The organism is Planctomycetota bacterium (genome assembly GCA_018242585.1).
Classification (GTDB): Bacteria; Planctomycetota; Planctomycetia; order Pirellulales; family PNKZ01; genus JAFEBQ01.
In genome coordinates, this window is sequence record JAFEBQ010000034.1 from 201 (window position 1) to 17,393 (window position 17,193).

The 17,193-nt window shown below is 63.0% G+C and carries 17 protein-coding genes; 12 read left to right on the forward strand and 5 right to left on the reverse strand.

The features are described 5' to 3' along the window. Positions 1 to 190: Hsp70 family protein (locus JSS27_16905; GenBank protein ID MBS0210625.1), on the reverse strand; the 190-nt coding region annotated here is incomplete at its 3' end. Between the two features lie 613 nt (positions 191 to 803). Between JSS27_16905 and pheA the strand changes: the two genes are divergently transcribed. The 8 genes from pheA (at position 804) to JSS27_16945 (ending at position 6,836) form a co-directional block, all read left to right on the forward strand. Then, entirely contained in the window at positions 804 to 1,907 is a 1,104-nt protein-coding gene (gene pheA, locus JSS27_16910; GenBank protein ID MBS0210626.1) for a prephenate dehydratase, read from the forward strand. A gap of 159 nt (positions 1,908 to 2,066) precedes the next feature. Further along, positions 2,067 to 2,825, forward strand: coding sequence for a triose-phosphate isomerase (locus tag JSS27_16915; protein MBS0210627.1), 759 nt, complete (start codon positions 2,067 to 2,069; stop codon positions 2,823 to 2,825). A gap of 182 nt (positions 2,826 to 3,007) precedes the next feature. Next, a complete protein-coding gene (gene secG / locus JSS27_16920; GenBank protein ID MBS0210628.1) occupies positions 3,008 to 3,478 on the forward strand; it encodes a preprotein translocase subunit SecG in 471 nt (156 codons plus the stop codon). Positions 3,479 to 3,572: 94 nt separating this feature from the next. Further along, complete coding sequence (locus JSS27_16925; protein ID MBS0210629.1) at positions 3,573 to 4,445, forward strand: YicC family protein; 873 nt, start codon at positions 3,573 to 3,575, stop codon at positions 4,443 to 4,445. A gap of 114 nt (positions 4,446 to 4,559) precedes the next feature. Continuing rightward, positions 4,560 to 5,180 carry a guanylate kinase gene (gene gmk, locus JSS27_16930; GenBank protein MBS0210630.1) on the forward strand — a complete coding sequence of 207 codons (621 nt, stop codon included), beginning with the start codon at positions 4,560 to 4,562 and terminating at the stop codon, positions 5,178 to 5,180. A 41-nt stretch (positions 5,181 to 5,221) separates the two neighbouring features. After that, positions 5,222 to 5,485 carry a DNA-directed RNA polymerase subunit omega gene (locus JSS27_16935; GenBank protein MBS0210631.1) on the forward strand — a complete coding sequence of 88 codons (264 nt, stop codon included), beginning with the start codon at positions 5,222 to 5,224 and terminating at the stop codon, positions 5,483 to 5,485. Positions 5,486 to 5,588: 103 nt separating this feature from the next. Continuing rightward, a complete protein-coding gene (locus tag JSS27_16940; protein MBS0210632.1) occupies positions 5,589 to 6,152 on the forward strand; it encodes a phosphopantothenoylcysteine decarboxylase in 564 nt (187 codons plus the stop codon). 63 nt (positions 6,153 to 6,215) lie between these two features. After that, the gene (locus JSS27_16945; protein MBS0210633.1) at positions 6,216 to 6,836 is read left to right on the forward strand and encodes a phosphopantothenoylcysteine decarboxylase; all 621 of its coding nucleotides are present in this window, start codon (positions 6,216 to 6,218) and stop codon (positions 6,834 to 6,836) included. Between the two features lie 62 nt (positions 6,837 to 6,898). Here the strand turns inward: JSS27_16945 and JSS27_16950 are convergent, their stop codons facing one another. From JSS27_16950 to hisC, 3 genes are all read right to left on the reverse strand, one after another. Then, a complete protein-coding gene (locus JSS27_16950) occupies positions 6,899 to 7,519 on the reverse strand; it encodes an HAD family phosphatase (GenBank protein ID MBS0210634.1) in 621 nt (206 codons plus the stop codon). Positions 7,520 to 7,641: 122 nt separating this feature from the next. Further along, positions 7,642 to 8,229 carry an imidazoleglycerol-phosphate dehydratase HisB gene (gene hisB, locus JSS27_16955; GenBank protein ID MBS0210635.1) on the reverse strand — a complete coding sequence of 196 codons (588 nt, stop codon included), beginning with the start codon at positions 8,227 to 8,229 and terminating at the stop codon, positions 7,642 to 7,644. Between the two features lie 137 nt (positions 8,230 to 8,366). Next, positions 8,367 to 9,422 (reverse strand): histidinol-phosphate transaminase, encoded by a 1,056-nt coding sequence (gene hisC, locus JSS27_16960; GenBank protein ID MBS0210636.1) that lies wholly within the window; start codon positions 9,420 to 9,422, stop codon positions 8,367 to 8,369. A gap of 215 nt (positions 9,423 to 9,637) precedes the next feature. Here hisC and JSS27_16965 point away from each other — a divergent pair, with 215 nt between their 5' ends. The 4 genes from JSS27_16965 (at position 9,638) to JSS27_16980 (ending at position 15,926) form a co-directional block, all read left to right on the forward strand. Then, positions 9,638 to 11,683: an OPT/YSL family transporter gene (locus tag JSS27_16965; GenBank protein MBS0210637.1), complete on the forward strand. Its 2,046-nt coding sequence runs from the start codon at positions 9,638 to 9,640 to the stop codon at positions 11,681 to 11,683. 307 nt (positions 11,684 to 11,990) lie between these two features. Beyond that, positions 11,991 to 13,310 (forward strand): Gfo/Idh/MocA family oxidoreductase, encoded by a 1,320-nt coding sequence (locus tag JSS27_16970; protein MBS0210638.1) that lies wholly within the window; start codon positions 11,991 to 11,993, stop codon positions 13,308 to 13,310. Between the two features lie 665 nt (positions 13,311 to 13,975). Further along, the gene (locus tag JSS27_16975; protein MBS0210639.1) at positions 13,976 to 15,361 is read left to right on the forward strand and encodes a DUF1501 domain-containing protein; all 1,386 of its coding nucleotides are present in this window, start codon (positions 13,976 to 13,978) and stop codon (positions 15,359 to 15,361) included. 244 nt (positions 15,362 to 15,605) lie between these two features. Next, positions 15,606 to 15,926, forward strand: coding sequence for a flagellar biosynthesis anti-sigma factor FlgM (locus JSS27_16980; GenBank protein MBS0210640.1), 321 nt, complete (start codon positions 15,606 to 15,608; stop codon positions 15,924 to 15,926). 813 nt (positions 15,927 to 16,739) lie between these two features. Here JSS27_16980 and JSS27_16985 read toward each other — a convergent pair. Further along, positions 16,740 to 17,165, reverse strand: a complete 426-nt coding sequence (locus tag JSS27_16985) for a hypothetical protein (GenBank protein MBS0210641.1) — start codon at positions 17,163 to 17,165, stop codon at positions 16,740 to 16,742. Between the last annotated feature and the right edge of the window lie 28 nt (positions 17,166 to 17,193).

Below are 17,193 nucleotides of genomic sequence, written 5' to 3' on the forward strand. Positions count from 1 at the left end.
TGGTCACGGCCTGGCGCTTGGCCGGCTCGCCGACCAGCACGTCACTCTTGTCGGTGAACGCGACTACGCTGGGCGTGATCCGATTCCCTTCGGCATTGGCAATGACTTTGGCATCGCCACCTTCCATGACCGCCACCACCGAGTTCGTGGTGCCGAGGTCGATTCCGATGATCTTTTCGCCTTTGGACATAATAGTTGTTGCTCCTCTCGATGCGGGCGATTCTTGTTAGCGGCCGACGAGTTCACGCTCGCGCGGCCCGTGTTTGGTTTGGTTGAAAAGGACTGGGGACAGACAGGTCGGCGGCCGGAAAGAAAAGCGCCGGAAGGCCGTTGATAGCACGCCAGGGGCGACCACCAATTTGACCGCTTCGACCAGTCGGGGCCAATAGAAAGCAAAGGTCGTGCCACCCGGCAGGGCGACAAGGCGGATTAACGTAAAGGATTTTCCAATAGCGGATTGTGACAAGTTCGCGGTAATGTTATCCACAACTGGGCGAACGTCCTTGCAGTCCGACTGTCATATTGGCAGGGTTCGCCTAGCCAGTAACGGGCACCCGCCGCTGGGCACCCGATTTCGTGGTGGATTGGCGTTGCTGGCAAGCACCCGATGGTACGCCGTAAGTTGATGTGGCAAGGGCTTAGGTCGCGCATGGCGTGCCCCAGCGGCGTGCGGCCTGTGCGAATTCGGCAGGCACGCAATTTCTTGACAGTCCCCCAGGGCCTCAGTACACAAGACATTCGATTCGGCCGTACCGAGAATCGATCGCAGGCGCTTGTCATTTAGGAAGTTAGGAAACCGATCGATGGCCAAGGAGCCGCCCGCCGCCAAGAAGCATGCTGTCAGCGCCGCCGCGCTCCGACAGACGCTCCAGCGGCTGGACCGCGACCTCGTCAAGCTGGTCAACCAGCGAGCCGAAGCGGCCGTCAAGCTGGCCGAGACCGTGCCACCCGAACCTGCCACCCCCTCGGCCCACGGTGACGAGCAAACCATTGCCGCAGCTTTGGAGCACCACGACGGCCCGCTGTCGGCCGAGTGCGTCCGCAGCGTGCTGCGCGAGGTGTTGAGCGGAACCCGGGCGTTGATTCACTTGGACCGGGTGGCATTCCTGGGGCCGTCGTATAGCTACAGCCACCTGGCGGCCATCGAGCGGTTCGGCAACTCGGTCGAGTTGGTGCCGGTCGGCAGCATTAGCGCCGTGTTCGAGGAAGTGAACCGCGGGCAAGTCGACTATGGCGTGGTGCCGGTCGAAAACTCGACGGATGGTCGCGTGGCCGACACGCTCGAAATGTTCACGCGGCTGCGGGTTCGCATCTGCGGCGAAGTCCATTTGCGCATTCATCACACCTTGCTCGGCCGGGGCCCACGCTCGGAGGTGGTCGAGGTCTACAGCAAGCCACAAGCGCTGAGCCAGTGTCGCCATTGGCTGGCGCGACATCTGCCGACGGCGCGCACGGTCGAAGTGACCAGCACGTCGATCGCCGCGCAACTGGCCCGCGAAAAGCCAGGGGCCGCGGCCATCGCCAGCATTCAGGCCGGCGTCAACTTCGGGCTCGACGCGCTGGCCGAGAACATCGAAGACAACCAGGACAACGTCACCCGCTTTGCCGTGATCGCCAACGATTCCGCTCCGCGCACCGGACGCGACCAGATGTCGCTGATGTTCGAGGTCGAGCACAAGCCGGGCGGGCTGGCCGACGCGCTGGCGATCTTCAAGCGAAACAAACTGAACCTGACCTGGATCGAATCGTTTCCGATCGCGCGCCCCGAAGGGGGCTACATGTTCTTTGCTGAATTGAACGGCCACGAAACGGATCAACGCGTGAAGCAAGCCCTCGACGCACTCGAACGCAAAGCCGTCCGCATGGAAGTGCTGGGAAGTTATCCACGCGAAGCGGAGAGGGGTTAGGTAATTGTCCGTAGTCAGTTGTCCGTGGTCCGTTGCACTTGGCATCGTGCCCAGTCAGGTGGAACGCTGCGAGTCGTAGCCTTTACAACTGACAACGGACCACGGACAACTGACGAAAATCCAAGACTCAACACTTGAGAAAGGTAAGAAGGTATACCCGTGCGACGTCCGATCATTGCTGGTAACTGGAAGATGAACACGACGCTGGCCGAGGGCGTGGCCTTGGCCAAGGCCATCGCCGCCGAAGCCGATAAGTACCCTGGCGTCGATCTGGTGGTCTGTCCGCCGAGCGTCTACCTGTCGGCAGTCGCCGCGGCCGTCGTCGGGAGCCGCGTAGCGGTCGGTGCCCAGAACATGTATCACGAAGCCAGTGGTGCTTTCACCGGCGAGGTGAGCGCGGCCATGCTGATGGACGTGGGCTGCAAGTACGTCATCCTGGGGCACAGCGAACGCCGCGCCCTATTGCACGAGACCGACAGCCAGATCAACTGCAAGGTGCTGGCGGCCCTGGCCGCCGGGCTGATCCCGATTGTCTGTGTCGGCGAATCGCTGGCCGAGCGCGAGTCGAATCAGACGGCCGGTGTCATCCAGCGCCAGTTCGAAGGTTCGTTGGCCGGACTGACCCCCGAACAGATGGCTCGGACGGTGCTGGCATACGAGCCGGTGTGGGCCATTGGAACCGGGAAAGTGGCTACGAAAGAGCAGGCCCAAGAGGTCCATGCCCACCTTCGCAAACTGATTGCCGGCCGCTACAATGGCTCGATTGCGGCGGAAGTGCGGATTCAATACGGTGGCAGCGTCAAGCCGAGCAATGCGGCCGAGTTGTTGTCCCAGCCGGACGTCGACGGGGCTTTGGTCGGTGGCGCCAGCTTGAAGCCCGCTGACTTCCTCGGGATCGTCGCCGGGGCCAAGCAGTAAGTCGCCAAGCCGCCGCCGGAGATCGACAAACGCAACCACAAGCCCAGGGGTTTCCTCCCCTGGGCCTTTGCCTTTTTACAGAGCGTAATTCCCCCGGGGGTGAAACCCTTGGGCTTAGATAACACACTCGACGCGTCGCCACGACGCTCCAACTTTCAACCACGCATCGACACGGATAAAGCATGTCTACTCTTCTTGCGATCCTGCTGACAGTGATCGCCGTGTTTCTGATTCTGCTGGTTCTGATTCAACGGGGTCGCGGTGGCGGTCTGGCCGGTGCCTTGGGCGGGGCGGGGGGCCAAAGCGCGTTCGGCACCAAGGCCGGCGACTTGTTCACCCGTATTACCATGGTCGTGGCCGCGGTCTGGATTCTGTTGTGCATGCTGGCCTTGAAGTGGTACGGCCGCGAGACGGCCTCGCCCGATCTGGGTGGCCGCCAAACGCAGGTCTCGCCCGAGGGGGCTCAGCCAGGGGCCGGCGTCGTGACCGGCGCAGCACCAACCAGCGGCACAGCACCAACCAGCGGCACAGCACCAACCAGTGGTGGCGCTCCGGCTGCACCGGCCACGGGCTCGACGCCGGCTGCAACTGGCTCAGCGCCTGCTGCAACAGGTGCCGCACCGGCCGCTCCGGCGGAGCCGAAAGCGCCGTAGACATTCGACCGCGATGAAGCGTGGCGTCGCCCTTCGCGGTCGCCACGGTTTCTCTGGCCTGCGACGATTAAGGAATCGGCCCTTGCTGCTCAGCATGACCGGCTTTGGCGAAGCCCACCATCAGGTTGACGGCCTGTCGATCAGTGTGGAAGTGCGCTCGGTCAACAGCCGTTACTTCAAGCTGGTCGTGAAGTGCGGCGAGGGTTACAGCGCGCTCGAGGCCGAATTTGAAAACGTGGCCCGCGCGCAGGTTCGTCGCGGCACGCTGCAGATGACGCTGTCGGTGAATCGGGCCAAGGTCTCGGACGATTATCAGATCAACGTCGGCGTGCTCGATAGCTACCGGCGACAGCTCTCGGGCCTGCAACAGCAGTGGCACGACAAGCACCCGATCGGCATCGAAGGCTTGCTGGCCTTGCCGGGCGTGATTGTCGAGCACCGCATCGACACCGACGACGCGGCCCGCGATTGGCCGTTGATTCGCCCGGTGCTCGAGGCGGCGCTGCAGAATCTGGCGCGAATGCGCGTCGACGAAGGCCGCGCCATGGCCGACGATTTGCGCGCCAACAACCAGGTGATCGCCGCCGAACTCACCGAAGTCGAGCGTCGCGCGCCGCTGGTGGCTGACGCCTATCGCAAGCGGCTGGCCGATCGGCTGCAGACGATTCTGGCCGAGCACAATGTAGCGGTGAATCCGGCCGACATCATCAAAGAGACGAGCATCTTTGCCGAGCGGAGCGACATTTCGGAAGAAACCGTCCGCTTGCGCAGCCACTTGGAGCAGTTCGAGTCGATCATGGGCCTGGCCGAGAGTTCCGGCCGTAAGCTAGAGTTTCTTACCCAGGAAATGTTCCGGGAAGCCAACACCATCGGCTCCAAGGCGAACGATCTGGAGATTTCGCGCCGCGTGATCGATATCAAGGCGGCCATCGAGCGGATCCGCGAGATGATCCAGAACGTCGAGTAGGCTGCCCGGCGCGCCCGTGCAGGCCGCCGGGGCCGACACCTGCCGCCGAGCTACCGAAACCCAAGGTCCACCATGTCGACTACTTTGCGACCCCATTCGTCTGGATCGTCCGCTATGTCAGCAACCCCACAACCGACCCAGACTGGCCAGGTGGTAATCATCTCGGGCCCCTCGGGCGTGGGCAAATCGACGCTGCTCCGGCTGCTGTTCGAGCGCTGCCCGCTGGCACTGGAATCGAGTATTTCAGCCACGACCCGGGCCCCGCGCCCTGGCGAGGTCAACGGTGGGGACTATTACTTCCTCGGCAAGCAGGAGTTCGCCGACCGCCGCCAGCGGGGGGAGTTCCTCGAATGTTTCGAGGTCTTTGGCCGGGGGGACTGGTACGGCACCCTGCAGAGCGAAGTCGCCCCTAGATTGACGGCCGGAAAATGGGTAGTCTTAGAGATCGATGTTCAGGGCGCAATGTCGGTGCTGGAACAGTATCCCGACGCATTGACCATCTTTGTACTGCCGGGCAACGTCGATGATTTCGAACAGCGCCTGAGCCAGCGGCTGAAAGGGCGGGCAACCGAAACGCCCGAGGCGATTCAAAAGCGCCTCGATACGGCGCGTTTTGAAATGGCCTACGCCGACCAGTATAAGCATCGCGTGGTCAACGAAAACATCGACGACGCGGTGCGCGACATCTGCACGATCTTGACTCAACAATCCCAAGCGCAAGGCCGCCAGGCGTAGCGCCAGCGAATTTCGCATCAGTTTTTTCGGAGGTCAGCGGCATGATTGACGAGTTGCGCGAGGAAGTGGTCGTAAACAAGGTGGGTGGCCGCTTCAAGCTGTCGACCCTGATTCAGAAGCGCGTGGTCGCCCTGACCCGCGGCGCCCGGCCGCTGGTCGACATCGACTCGAACGACCGTATTCAGATCGCGCTGCAGGAAATCCTGCAGGACAAGATCTACCTCGACACTTCGGGGCAGGTCCGCACCACGGCCGCCACCGAAGAAGCCGGCGGCCCGCCGGAACTGGATTTGGCGAACCTGTAAGCGTACGCTTACAGATAAGTGCTACCGACAAGCCCAGGGGTTTCATCCCCTGGGTTTTTTTACGAATGTTCCTGATTCACTCGGCGCGCGCGGCGAGCTCCCCATGCTCAACGGTCGTGAAGTTCTGATTGGCGTCTCGGGCGGAGTCGCGGCCTACAAGACCGCGGCCCTGGTCAGCCAATTGGTCCAGCGCGGCGCGGGCGTCTCGGTGGTGATGACCCCGGCCGCCGAGAAGTTCGTCGGCCGCGCCACGTTTGCGGCGCTCACGGGTCGCGCGGTGGCGATCGATTCGTTCGAGCCGAGCGTCTTCCCTCTGGGCGCGCATATCGAGCTGGCCGAGCGGGCCGAGTTATTCTGCGTGGCCCCGGCCACGGCCAACTACCTGGCCCAGGCGGCGACCGGTTTGGCCGACGATTTGCTGTCGACGCTGACGTTGTCGTTCGCCGGCCCCTGGCTCGTCGCGCCGGCCATGAACAGCGACATGTGGGCCAAGCCCGCCGTCCAGCGCAACGTCGAGCAAGTTCGCCGCGACGGGGCGACGCTCATCGATCCCGAGGAAGGCTGGCTCAGTTGCCGCCGTCGCGGCGCCGGTCGCATGGCCGACCCGGCGCGGATTCTGGCCGCCATCGAAGCCGTGCTGAAGGAAACGCCGTCGCGCAAGAAATAACCGGCGGCCGGTCGCACTTATCAACTTATCCGATCTTTTGGGGCCGTCGGCGTGGCGCGCATTCTGATCACCTCGGGGCCGACGCGACAGTACATCGACCCGGTTCGCTATCTGACCAATGCTTCGAGCGGCCGCATGGGGGCCGCCCTGGCCCAGGCCGCGCTGGCCCGCGGCCACGAAGTGGTGATCGTCAGCGGCCCGGTGAACCTCGACTATCCCGCGGGGGTCCGCGTGGTTCCCGTGGTCTCGACGGCCGAGATGCTGACCGCCTGTCAGCAGGAGTTTCCGCATTGCGACGGGCTGATCGGCGTGGCCGCTCCGTGCGATTACCAGCCGATCCGCGTCGCCGAATCGAAGATCGCCAAGACCGGCCAGCCGCTCACGCTCCACCTGATCGAAACGCCGGACATCGTGGCGACGCTCGGCGCGACGAAAACCCGGCAATGGCTGGTCGGCTTCGCGCTCGAAACGGAGGACGCGCGCTTGAAAGCGCTGGCCAAGCTGCAAAAGAAATGTTGCGACCTGATGGTCGTCAACGGCACCGAGGCGATGCACGCCATCGACACCCGCGTGGAAATCATCGATCGCCAGGGGACGGTGATAGAAACCCTGGCCGGGCCCAAAACTGAAGTGGCGGCAGGAATCTTTGGGGTGATTGAAAAGTTGCTAGTTGCTGGTTCCTAGTTGCTAGTAAGAGTCGGATAGTCGTATTTCACTAGCAACTAGGAACCAGCAGCTAGCAACTTCTAATAATTAAACCTCACCCCACGCTTTCTTAGCTCCTTCACGTACGCTTCGGTCGTGGTGTACTGCACGGCGTCGATGCCGGCGGCCTTGGCCCCTTCGACATTCGGCAGCAGGTCATCGACGTAGAAGATTTCCTGGGGTGGCACGCCCGCCATTTCAGCGGCCTTCAGATAGATCTCGCGTCCGGGCTTCATCAACCCCAGTCGATAGCTGAGCACGTGGGCATCGAACACTCCGGGAATCAAGCCATAGCGTCCGTTGGCGAAGTATTGCCAATGCAGATCGCTGGTGTTCGACAACAGCCCCAGCCGATGGCCCGCGGCACTGAGCTTCGACACCACGGCATTCATGGTGTGGTTCAGCTCGAAGATTTCGCTGGCCGCCAGACACGCCTGAACAAAGTCAGGCCGTCGGCCGAACTCGCCGCACAGCGCCTCATAGAACCCTTCGGTCGTCAGCAGCCCCTCGTCAAGCTGGTAGTTCAACGAGCCGCTGCTGAACACCAGGTGCCAGAGCCGCTCGACGTCGCACTCGAACAAGGCCGCCAACTGCCGCGCCGCGATCCGATGATCGAAGTGCAACAGCACGTTGCCGATGTCGAAGTAGAAAAATTTGGGCATGGCGAGAGGGAAAAAGTTGCTTGTTGCGAGTTGCTGGTTGCTAGTGGGGGAACGGGGTTCGCGATCGGTTGATAGCTGCAAGCCGTATTCTCTAGCAACTAGGAACTAGCAACCAGCAACTTCTACAACGTCCCCTTCGTGCTCGGCACGCCGGTCATGCGCGGGTCGGCTTCCACCGCCATTCGCAGCGCCCGGGCCGTCGCCTTGAAGATCGCTTCGGCAATGTGGTGGCTGTTGCGGCCGTGGTGCAGCACGACGTGCAAGTTGCACAAGGCGTTCGCCGCCACGGCTTGCCAAAAGTCCTCGACCAGTTCGCTATCGAAATCGCCGATCTTCTGGGCCGGAATCGGGGCCTGGAATACCAAGTAATAGCGCCCGCTCAGATCGATGGCCGTGGTGACCAGCGTCTCTTCCATGGGGAGCGTGAAGTGTCCATAGCGGCGAATGCCCGCCTTGTCCCCCAGCGCCGTGCGCAGGCACTGACCGATGCTAATGCCGACATCTTCGACCGTGTGATGCGCGTCGACGTGCAGATCGCCCAGGCACTTCACCGTCAGGTCAATCGCCGAGTGCTTGGCCAGCAGCGTCAGCATGTGATCGAAGAAGCCCACGCCAGTCGACACGTTCGCCACGCCAGCGCCGTCGAGATTCAATTCGACGACGACGTCGGTTTCGGCGGTCTTGCGAGCGATGCGGGCAGTGCGTGACATGCTTTGATCAGTGAATGCTAAACGCGGAGTTCATCGTTGGGTGCCACTGGTGGCTCGTCCACAAGTGCGAGGCGCGCATGGCGCGGACCTCAGCGCAATTACGACACTACTATGGTAGCTCTTTTTCCCGGCCGGTCCTATGGCCGAGCGAGCACTTCGCCGAGCAAGGCCAGGCAGGCGTCGTTCTGTTCATCGCTGCCGACCGAGATTCGCAGGCCGTCGCCATAGCCCGCGTAGTTCATATAGCGAACCAGCACGCGCTGGGCCTTGAGCGCTTCGTAAAGCGACTTTGCCGGTCGTGACGGATGTACGGCCCAGACGAAGTTCGATTGCGAGTCGAGCGCGACGAAGCCCAGCCGGCGCAGGCCCTCGGTCAGTCGCGCGCGCGAGGCGATGACCTTGGCACGATTGGCGTGCAACCAGGCCTGATCGTCGATCGCCGCCGTGGCTGCCGCGATCGACAACGCGTCGCAGTTGTACGAGTCCTTCAACTTGGCCAGGTTGGCGACGATATGCGGCTGGGCCACCAGAAAGCCGAACCTCAGCCCGGCTAGCGCGTACGACTTGCTCAGCGTGCGTGTGACGATCACCTTGTCACACTCGCGCACCAGTGACACGCAATTCGTTTCGGCAAAGTCGGCGTACGCTTCGTCGACGATCAACGGGCACGGCAACCGCTGCGCGATCTCGAGCACCCGCGCCGGCGCGAGGATCGTTCCCGACGGGCTGTTCGGGTTGGGCAGGAACGCGAGCTTCAATCGCGCATCGGCCGCGGTGAATCGCTCGTCCAAGTCCCAGTCGCTGGTGAACGGGACTTCCTGGCTCTCGGCCCCCTGAATGGCGGCCAACGCGCGATAGAGGATGTAGCTCGGCGTGGGGAGCCGCAGCAGTTGCCCTTGGCCGACGAAGCCGCGCGTGAGCATGGTCAGGATTTCGTCGCTGCCGTTGCCACACAAGATCCAATCGGCCGACACCCCCAACACCTCGCCGGCGCGCTGGCGAAACGTGTTGGCCATCGGGTCCGGATAGCGCTCCAGCCCGGCCGTCGCCTTGGCCACGATCGCTTGCACCACGGCCGGCGAACACGGGTAGGGGTTCTCGTTCGTGTTCAGCTTGATGAACTTCCCGCCTTGTGGCTGCTCGCCCGGCATATAGGCGGACATCTGCTCGATTTCAGGGCGGAAATAAGTCATGGTACTCGCGTACTGGCGACAGGATGGGGCGTAACACGGTCGGTCTCGCGTTCGCGACCGACAAGGGATTGATCGTAGTCCAGACGCCCAAACCGCTCAACCGCCCGGCGCGCGTTCAGGTTCCCACATCTCGCCCGCAATGTTATGGTTTGCTTGCCGCGCGACTCTCTAATCCCTAGCCCCTAGTCTCTCTTCTCCCCCCAGGACGCCTCGCGATGAGTCCAGGTTCGCCCGAATCGTTTCATCCCAACATGATTCCGCCGGGAATGAACCCGTACCAGTCGCCGCCGCCCTCCGCACCGACGGTGCCCGAGTCGGCCGCGGATGAGGATCCGTCGCATGTCTGGCTGCGCGAGGTCTATCAAGGGGACCACGTGCCGCAGCTTACCCTGCGCGCGATTATCACGGGTATGTTGATCGGCGGCGTGATGTCGATCTCGAACTTGTATGTCGGCTTGAAAACCGGCTGGGGCCTGGGCGTCACGATCACAGCCTCGATTATCGCCTATGCCGTGTTCCGCTCGCTCGAAGCGGTCATCCCCGCCGTGCGCCGCTCGCCATTCAGCATTCTCGAGAACTACACAATGTCCAGCGCCGCCAGCGCGGCCGGCTATATGTCGAGCGCCGGGCTGGTGTCGGCGATCCCGGCGTTGTTTCTTGCCAATGGCCGGCAATTGCTCTGGTGGGAGTTGATGCTCTGGCTCGGCTCGCTATCGACGCTGGGCGTGTTCATGGCCGTGCCGCTGAAGCGGCAATTGATCAACCTGGAAAAGCTTCCCTTCCCCTCGGGCATCGCCACGGCCGAGACATTGCAGGCCATGCACTCGTCGGGGGCTGCGGCACTGAGCAAAGCCCGCTCGCTGTTCGCCGGCGCGCTGCTGGGCGCGGTGGTTGGCATCTGGACCGGTGTCGAGCAGATCGTCACGTTTTTGAAGAACGTCGCCAAATGGGAAATCGACCCCTCGTGGACCGAGTGGCCCTGGAAGCTCCCCGACGCCATTCCCTTGCTGCCAGGGCGCGGCTACACCGCAACGCTGGCCGAGAGGACCGGCGTGAACCTTGACTGGCTCAGTCGCGCGCAAGAAGCCACCGAGCAGTGGCTGACGAAATACACCTTTGGCTTCGAAGGCTCGCTGGTCATGGTTGCGGCCGGGGCGATCATGGGCATCCGCGTTGGCATCTCCCTCTTACTCGGCACCATTTTATTCTGGGGCGTCTTGGGCCCTTGGCTGCTGGAGCAGGGGTACGCCAAGCCGGGCTATCGCGGGATCCTGACGTGGATCGTCTGGCCGTCAACGATGCTAATGGTCTCGTCGAGCCTGATGTCGTTCGCCCTGCGCTGGAAGACCATTCTCAAGGCCCTGAGCGGCTTCCGCGGCATGGTCAAGGGGAGCGACGGTAAGCACGATCCGCTGGTCGACATCGAAGTCCCCACCTCCTGGTTCGTCGTCGGCACCCTCGTTGCCGGCACCTCCTGTGTGATTATCGGGCACTGGCGGTTTGAGATCACCTGGTGGATGGGCATTCTGGCGGTGTTGATGACGTTTGCCTTGTCGCTGGTCGCGGCGCGAGCCACGGGCGAAACCGACGTCACGCCCATCGGCGCGCTGGGCAAGATCACCCAGTTGATGTACGGCGTCATCGCGCCGTCGAACTTGACGACCAACCTGATGACTGCGTGCATCACCTCGGGTGCGGCATCCCATTCGGCCGACTTGCTCACTGACCTGAAGAGCGGCTATCTGCTCGGCGGCAATCCGCGCAAGCAGCTTATTTCGCAATTGTGCGGCGTGCTGGCCGGCACGTTGGTCTGTGTGCCGGTCTATCAGATCTTGGTCAAGCCCGAGCAACTCGTCTCGGGCGAGCTGGCGGCGCCGGCGGCGCGGGCCTGGCAAGCGGTGGCCGAGCTATTAAAAGATGGTCTCGAGAAGCTTCCGCCCTACACCGGCTGGGCGATGGTCATCGCGGCCATCGTCGGCGTGGTGATTACGCTGGCCGAGGAGTTCGCGCCGCCGAGCGTCAAGCGATTCTTCCCGTCGGCCACAGGACTGGGGCTGGCCGGCGTGATCCCGGCCTTCAACTCGATCATGATGACGATCGGCGCGGTCATTGCCTGGCTGATCGCCAAGCGCCGGCCTGACCTGGACGAGAAATACACGATCAGCACTTCGTCAGGCATGATCGCCGGCCAGACATTGGTGGCCGTCGGGCTCATCCTGCTGGCCGAAGGCTCAGGGCTGCTGGCCAGCTTTTGGCAATAGTCCGCGAGTAAGCTGCTGGTAGGGTGCTAAAGCCCAGCCATGCGTCATTCCCGCGCAGGCGGGAATCTAGTGGAAAGACATTGCCCTAGATTCCCGCCTGCGCGGGAATGACGGCTAACAGGGGGCGCGAGTATTTCGACCCGTCCCACGATTCGCCTGCGATCCTCGCCACGCCAAAAAAGTTCGCGTTCCCCCTTGGCCCGGGTACAATGAGACCGCTCGCTCGGCGGCTTGGCCCCTAGCGCCGCGCCGGCGAGTTCCCGCCTGTCCAACATACCCACCTTGTGCCTTGCAGGAGATTTCGGCCATGTCGATCTCGCGTCGTCGCTTGTTGCAAACCGGGGCTGCCGCCACAGCTCTCAGCGCCATCAAACCTGTTGCTTCGCTCCGCGCGGCCGATGCGCCATCGCGCAAGGTCACCGTCGGTGTGATGGGGAACGGCGGCCGTGGCACCGAATTGGCCAAGCAGTTCGCCAAGCAAGCCGGAGTTGAGGTCGCCTACGTCTGCGATCCTGACCGGCAGCGGGTGGAAAATTGCGCCAGCGAAGTGAACAAGGTTTCGGGCAAGGCGCCGCAAGCGGTGGCGAACTACAAGCAGATTCTCGATGACAAGCGCGTCGACGCCGTGGTGATCGCCACCCCGGACCATTGGCATGGGCCGGGGGCCATTTGGGCCTGCCAGGCTGGCAAGCACGTCTATGTCGAAAAGCCCGCCTGCCACAACCCGGCCGAAGGCGAGATGATGGTCGCCGCCGCCGACAAGTACAAGCGTCACGTCCAGCTCGGCACGCAGCGCCGCAGCATGGAGGGGATGCGCGAAGCGATCGAGCTGATCCGCGGCGGCGAGATCGGCCGCGTGCTGGTCGCACGCTGCCAATACTTCAGCCCGCGCGGGCCGATTGGGCCGCGCAAGCAGGGGCCCGTGCCCGAGGGCTTCGACTACAGCTTGTGGCAAGGCCCCGCGCCGGAACTGCCGTACGAAGATTTTCCGGAAGTGGCGGCCCAAAAGTTTCCGGCCAGCGCGCCGCAGTTCCATTACCAGTGGCACTGGTTCTGGCACTGGGGGACCGCCGAGGTGGGGAACAACGGCGTCCACATGATCGACCTCTGCCGTTGGGGGCTGGGGGTCGACTATCCGTCGCTGGTGTCGTGCATCGGCGGCCGCTACCGCTACCACGACTCGCAAGAGACGCCCGACACGAGCGTGGTCGAGATTCAGTGCGGCGACCAAATGATCGTCTGGGAACAGCGCAGTTGGACCCGCACGTTGCCCGGCGATCAGACCTACGAAGTCGCTTTCTACGGCGAGAAGGGCTCGCTGTTCTACAACGCCGGCAAGTACACCATCGTCGACCCGGCCGGCAAGACGGTGAAGGAAGGCAAAGGCTCGTCATCGGGCACGACCCACATCGAGAACTTCCTGGCCGCCGTGCGCGAGGACGCCCCGTTGAACCAGCCGATCACCGAAGGGGTGAAGAGCACGCTGATGTGCCACTTGGCGAACATCTCGTATCGGACTGGCCGGGCGATCACGCTCGATCCCAAGACGCATCGCATTGCCAACGATCCTGACGCGATGAAGTTGTGGAACCGCGAATACCGCGCGGGTTGGGAAGTGAAAGTGTGAGGAAGAAGTTGCTGGTTGCGTGTTGCTAGTTGCTAGTGAAGATCAAAAGAGCCGGGGACGTCAGTCCCCGGTTTTTTTATGCACACTTTAGCCCCCGGTCAATGACCGGGGGCCTTGTGCATGGCAAAGGGTGCGCGTGCCGAAGCGAGTCGTGTATCGCAAACGCGATTCTTCCTCGTGCGCTGTGTTCACGATCATTGCACTTTTCTCTTTCGCGCCATCGATGGCCCCCGGTCATTGACCGGGGGCTAAAAGGAATGCAGCTCGATGACCAACGCTTCTCTGCCAACATTCCTCAATCTCTCTGCTCCGTGCTCCTCTCCGCCCCTCTGTGTCTCCGTGGTTAGTCCCCCGCAGAACCGGCATGAATCATACGCTTGGGGGCCGCAAAGCTTCGCCGACCGCGCTAACGCGCGATCTGTTTGACATCGCTCGCCGGTGTTTTCTATAACGCCCCAGTAGACGACACGAGGGCCGCGCGCTACGCCAAGCGCTCGGCCGCGCAGGGCTGGCTTGACCCGTCGGCCCCTCGGTCGCTTTCGCCGAAATTGCTGCGCGCTCGTTGGTATTACAGCACGCCCCGCGCGTCCGCTCATTTGCGCTCGAAACGGTTCGAGCGCGTGGCACGCGTGGCCCGACGTATTTCGGTTTGGAAGGCGATTACCATGCTTGTCATCCCTGGCGGCGTCAGCCGCGATCTGTGCGACGGTCTCACGCGGCGCGATCTGTTGCGCGTCGGCGGTTCGACCATCCTGGGCGTTTCGCTGGCCGAGCTGCTGCAATGGCAGGCCGCCAGCGCCGCGGTCACGCCGCGCGCCCCGTTGGCCCTGGAACAAATGCCGGGCTGGAATCGCGCCAAGAGCGTGATCCTGGTCTTTCTGCAGGGAGGCCCCAGTCACTTGGACCTGTGGGATCCCAAGGAGGACGCTCCCGACAACATTCGCAGCGTCTTTCGCTCGATCAGCACGAGCGCCTCGGGCGTGCGCGTGACCGAGTTGTTGCCGCGCTTGGCCGCGGTGATGGATCGCGCGACGTTGGTGCGGTCGATGAGTTACACGCCGGCCGGAGGGCTGAACCACACGGCGGGCATTTACCAACTGCTGACCGGCCACGCGGCCGATCGCGCCTCGACGGAGGAGCCAACGAAAAGCGGCGACGATCCGCACGTCGGTTCGCAGATTGCCCGGCTGAAACCAACCGACGACGCGCCGCCGTTCGTGATGATGCCCGGCCCGATCAATGTGGCCGACGCCGTGGGCATAAACCCGGCAGCCGGGCACCTGGGCCCGCGGTTCGAACCGCTCAGCTATTTTCCGCTTGACGGCATGAACTGGGGCGGCGCGTCGCTCGACAGCTTGGCGCGCGAGGCCGATCGGCGCGTCGAGCTCGGCGACTTCAGCAGCTATTACCAACAAGCCTTGTCGCTGCTTGTCTCGGGTGCCGCGCGGAGCGCGTTTGACCTGGCGCAAGAGCCGGCCGACACGCTCGACCGTTACGGCCGCAATCCGTTCGGGCAAAGCTGCCTGCTGGCCCGGCGGTTGATCGAGGCCGGCACGCGGTTCGTCGAGGTGAACTGGCCCAAGGTAGCCGGCAGCGAACGGCATTCGTTCGACGCTCACGTCGGCTTGTCCAAGCGGATGCGCGACCAGGCCGGCCCGATGCTCGACGCCGGGTTGGCGACGTTGATCGCCGATCTGGACGAGCGCGGCCTGTTGGATGAGACCCTGGTTGTGGCGGTGGGTGAGTTCGGCCGCAGCCCGCGGCGCGGCGTCAGCACCTCGGGGCTGGGCAATAGCGATGACGGCCGCGACCACTGGCCGTACTGCTACACGGCGCTGTTGGCCGGGGCTGGTGTGCAGCGGGGGGGGCTGATCGGCGCGAGCGACGCCACTGGCAGCATTCCCGTTGACCGGCCGGTTCATCCGACCGAGTTGCTGGCCACGATCTACCACGCGGTGGGTATTCGTCCCGACGCGCGGGTGCCCGATCGGCGTCAGCAAATGCGACGCTTGGTCGACGCCCAGCCGGTCGTGGAATTGTTTGGTTCTTGATGTAGCGGTTGCAACGCCGGGCAGCCAACACGAGCCCAGGGGCGCGAGTCCCTGGGCTTTTTGGTTGACATTTTTCGGGTGTGTGCCCAGCATGTGTCGGCGCTCGCGCTAGCCGGTATAATCGGGGCAACCGAGCCGCGCGGGGCTTGAGCCGGAGTTGTGACGGACACACATTCGGCTCAGCAGTCACGTACGGCATGCCAGCATATTGAGGCACAGCCGCCTGGCATTTTTGCCGACCTAGATTTGGACAGCCGGCAGCGCTGAACGTGCAAACGCTCGCTGCGGCCCACGCCCAAGGTTGTTTGTCGCATCATCTGGATTGTCTCTGTCGGGAGCTGTGCGTCCGTTGGGTTACACGATCGTGAATCATCGCCGCCAAGAAACCGCCGCACAGCGCGCCGCACGCGTGGCGGAAATCCGTCGTCAAATCGCCACGGGCGAATACGAGACGTCCGAGCGCATGTCGCAGGCGGTTGACGCCTTGCTCGAACGATTGCTGCCGGTCGATCGGCACGCCGGCCTGCGTCGCCGGGCGCTGCGGAGCGAGCCTCCGCAAATCTAATGCCGCGGTTCGCGCGGCACAGGCGCGCTCTTTAATGTTTTTCGCGCGCACGACCTTTCGGAGAATTCGCGCGAATTTCTTGGCCGATCCAGGGCACTCGTGCGTACTATGTTTGAGTAGCGACGAGCTGTGGATTTTCACCGCAAGTTGCCCGGCAGGTTTGGCCGATGTAAGTGTTGCCCGGCCGCTGGTGACGAAAAAGCTCGTCAGTCCCGCGGGGCAACGTCAGTCAGTCCGTGAGCAAACAGCACCCTTTGAAACAAGCCTCTCTGTCTGCATTCCGTCGGAGGTGCACAAATTAGCAATGCGTGGGCCAGGATCCTTAGACCGGCAGCGCCTAGCGCCGCCTGATCCCCGCCCGTCTCGCAGCGACGCCACCGTCGCAGTCGACGAGAGGTTTGCTCTATGGCCGCGGCACGTCACCAATCACGTGCCGCGGCTTTTTTATTGCGCATGCGGAGGGGATTTGCCACGGAGGCACTGAGGCACGGAGGGGTGCATGGAGAGGACGAGAAGGTAAGTAACAAAGCCTCAATGACCAAATCCCAATGACCAATGGAAGGCAACCAGCTCCTACGTATTGGTCATTGGTGCTTGGGCATTGGTCATTCACATCTCCTCCGTGCTAATCTCCGTGACTCCGCGTCTCCGTGGTTAACAAGCACCAGAGACGGGCTCACGAGGCTAGCGCAAGATAAATCAACGCGGCGACCCAGGCGATGATGGCGGCCGAGGCGGCCGCTAGTTTGAGCCGTTGGGTTCGGGTGTGATTTGGCATGGAGAAGCTTGGCCCCGTGCGCGGCGTGTCGACGGCTATTCGGCTGCTTCGCTCGACGGGTTGCTGACCTTGATCTGGAAGTTCTGCCGCAGCGCCGCGTCCAGGTCGTACACGTCGTCGAAATCCTCGCGATGATCGTCGTTGGTCTTGCGCATCTCGCCGATGCGAATCAGGTTGAACACGATCTCGCCGATGTCGCCCGTCGCGTGAATGCCCCAACTGTTGAGCACGCACTTGGCCATGTAGCCGAACTGGTCCAGGGCGTAGTGCTGCACGGCCAGGCAGAGTTCCTGGCCCGACAAGTGGCGCTGGCCGGCTTCGTCTCCCTCGTGGCGGACCTCGCCCAGTTGCATCACTTCCTGACCGTAGCGCAGCGCTTCGAACACCAGCGCGTAGGCCTCGAATCGGTAGCGGCGGTCGCTGCGCAGCAACTCGGCCAGGGACATCGTCTCGTCAGCCATGAGCGGTTAGTTCAAGGAGTGAAGTTCG

Coding starts and splice junctions, on each gene's coding strand:
- JSS27_16965 (MBS0210637.1), top strand. CDS start 9,638: ATGAGTCCAGGTTCGCCCGAATCGTTTCATCCCAACATGATTCCGCCG.
- JSS27_16985 (MBS0210641.1), bottom strand. CDS start 17,165: ATGGCTGACGAGACGATGTCCCTGGCCGAGTTGCTGCGCAGCGACCGC.
- JSS27_16975 (MBS0210639.1), top strand. CDS start 13,976: ATGCTTGTCATCCCTGGCGGCGTCAGCCGCGATCTGTGCGACGGTCTC.
- JSS27_16935 (MBS0210631.1), top strand. CDS start 5,222: ATGATTGACGAGTTGCGCGAGGAAGTGGTCGTAAACAAGGTGGGTGGC.
- hisC (MBS0210636.1), bottom strand. CDS start 9,422: ATGACTTATTTCCGCCCTGAAATCGAGCAGATGTCCGCCTATATGCCG.
- JSS27_16950 (MBS0210634.1), bottom strand. CDS start 7,519: ATGCCCAAATTTTTCTACTTCGACATCGGCAACGTGCTGTTGCACTTC.
- secG (MBS0210628.1), top strand. CDS start 3,008: ATGTCTACTCTTCTTGCGATCCTGCTGACAGTGATCGCCGTGTTTCTG.
- JSS27_16925 (MBS0210629.1), top strand. CDS start 3,573: ATGACCGGCTTTGGCGAAGCCCACCATCAGGTTGACGGCCTGTCGATC.
- pheA (MBS0210626.1), top strand. CDS start 804: ATGGCCAAGGAGCCGCCCGCCGCCAAGAAGCATGCTGTCAGCGCCGCC.
- gmk (MBS0210630.1), top strand. CDS start 4,560: ATGTCAGCAACCCCACAACCGACCCAGACTGGCCAGGTGGTAATCATC.
- JSS27_16940 (MBS0210632.1), top strand. CDS start 5,589: ATGCTCAACGGTCGTGAAGTTCTGATTGGCGTCTCGGGCGGAGTCGCG.
- JSS27_16970 (MBS0210638.1), top strand. CDS start 11,991: ATGTCGATCTCGCGTCGTCGCTTGTTGCAAACCGGGGCTGCCGCCACA.
- hisB (MBS0210635.1), bottom strand. CDS start 8,229: ATGTCACGCACTGCCCGCATCGCTCGCAAGACCGCCGAAACCGACGTC.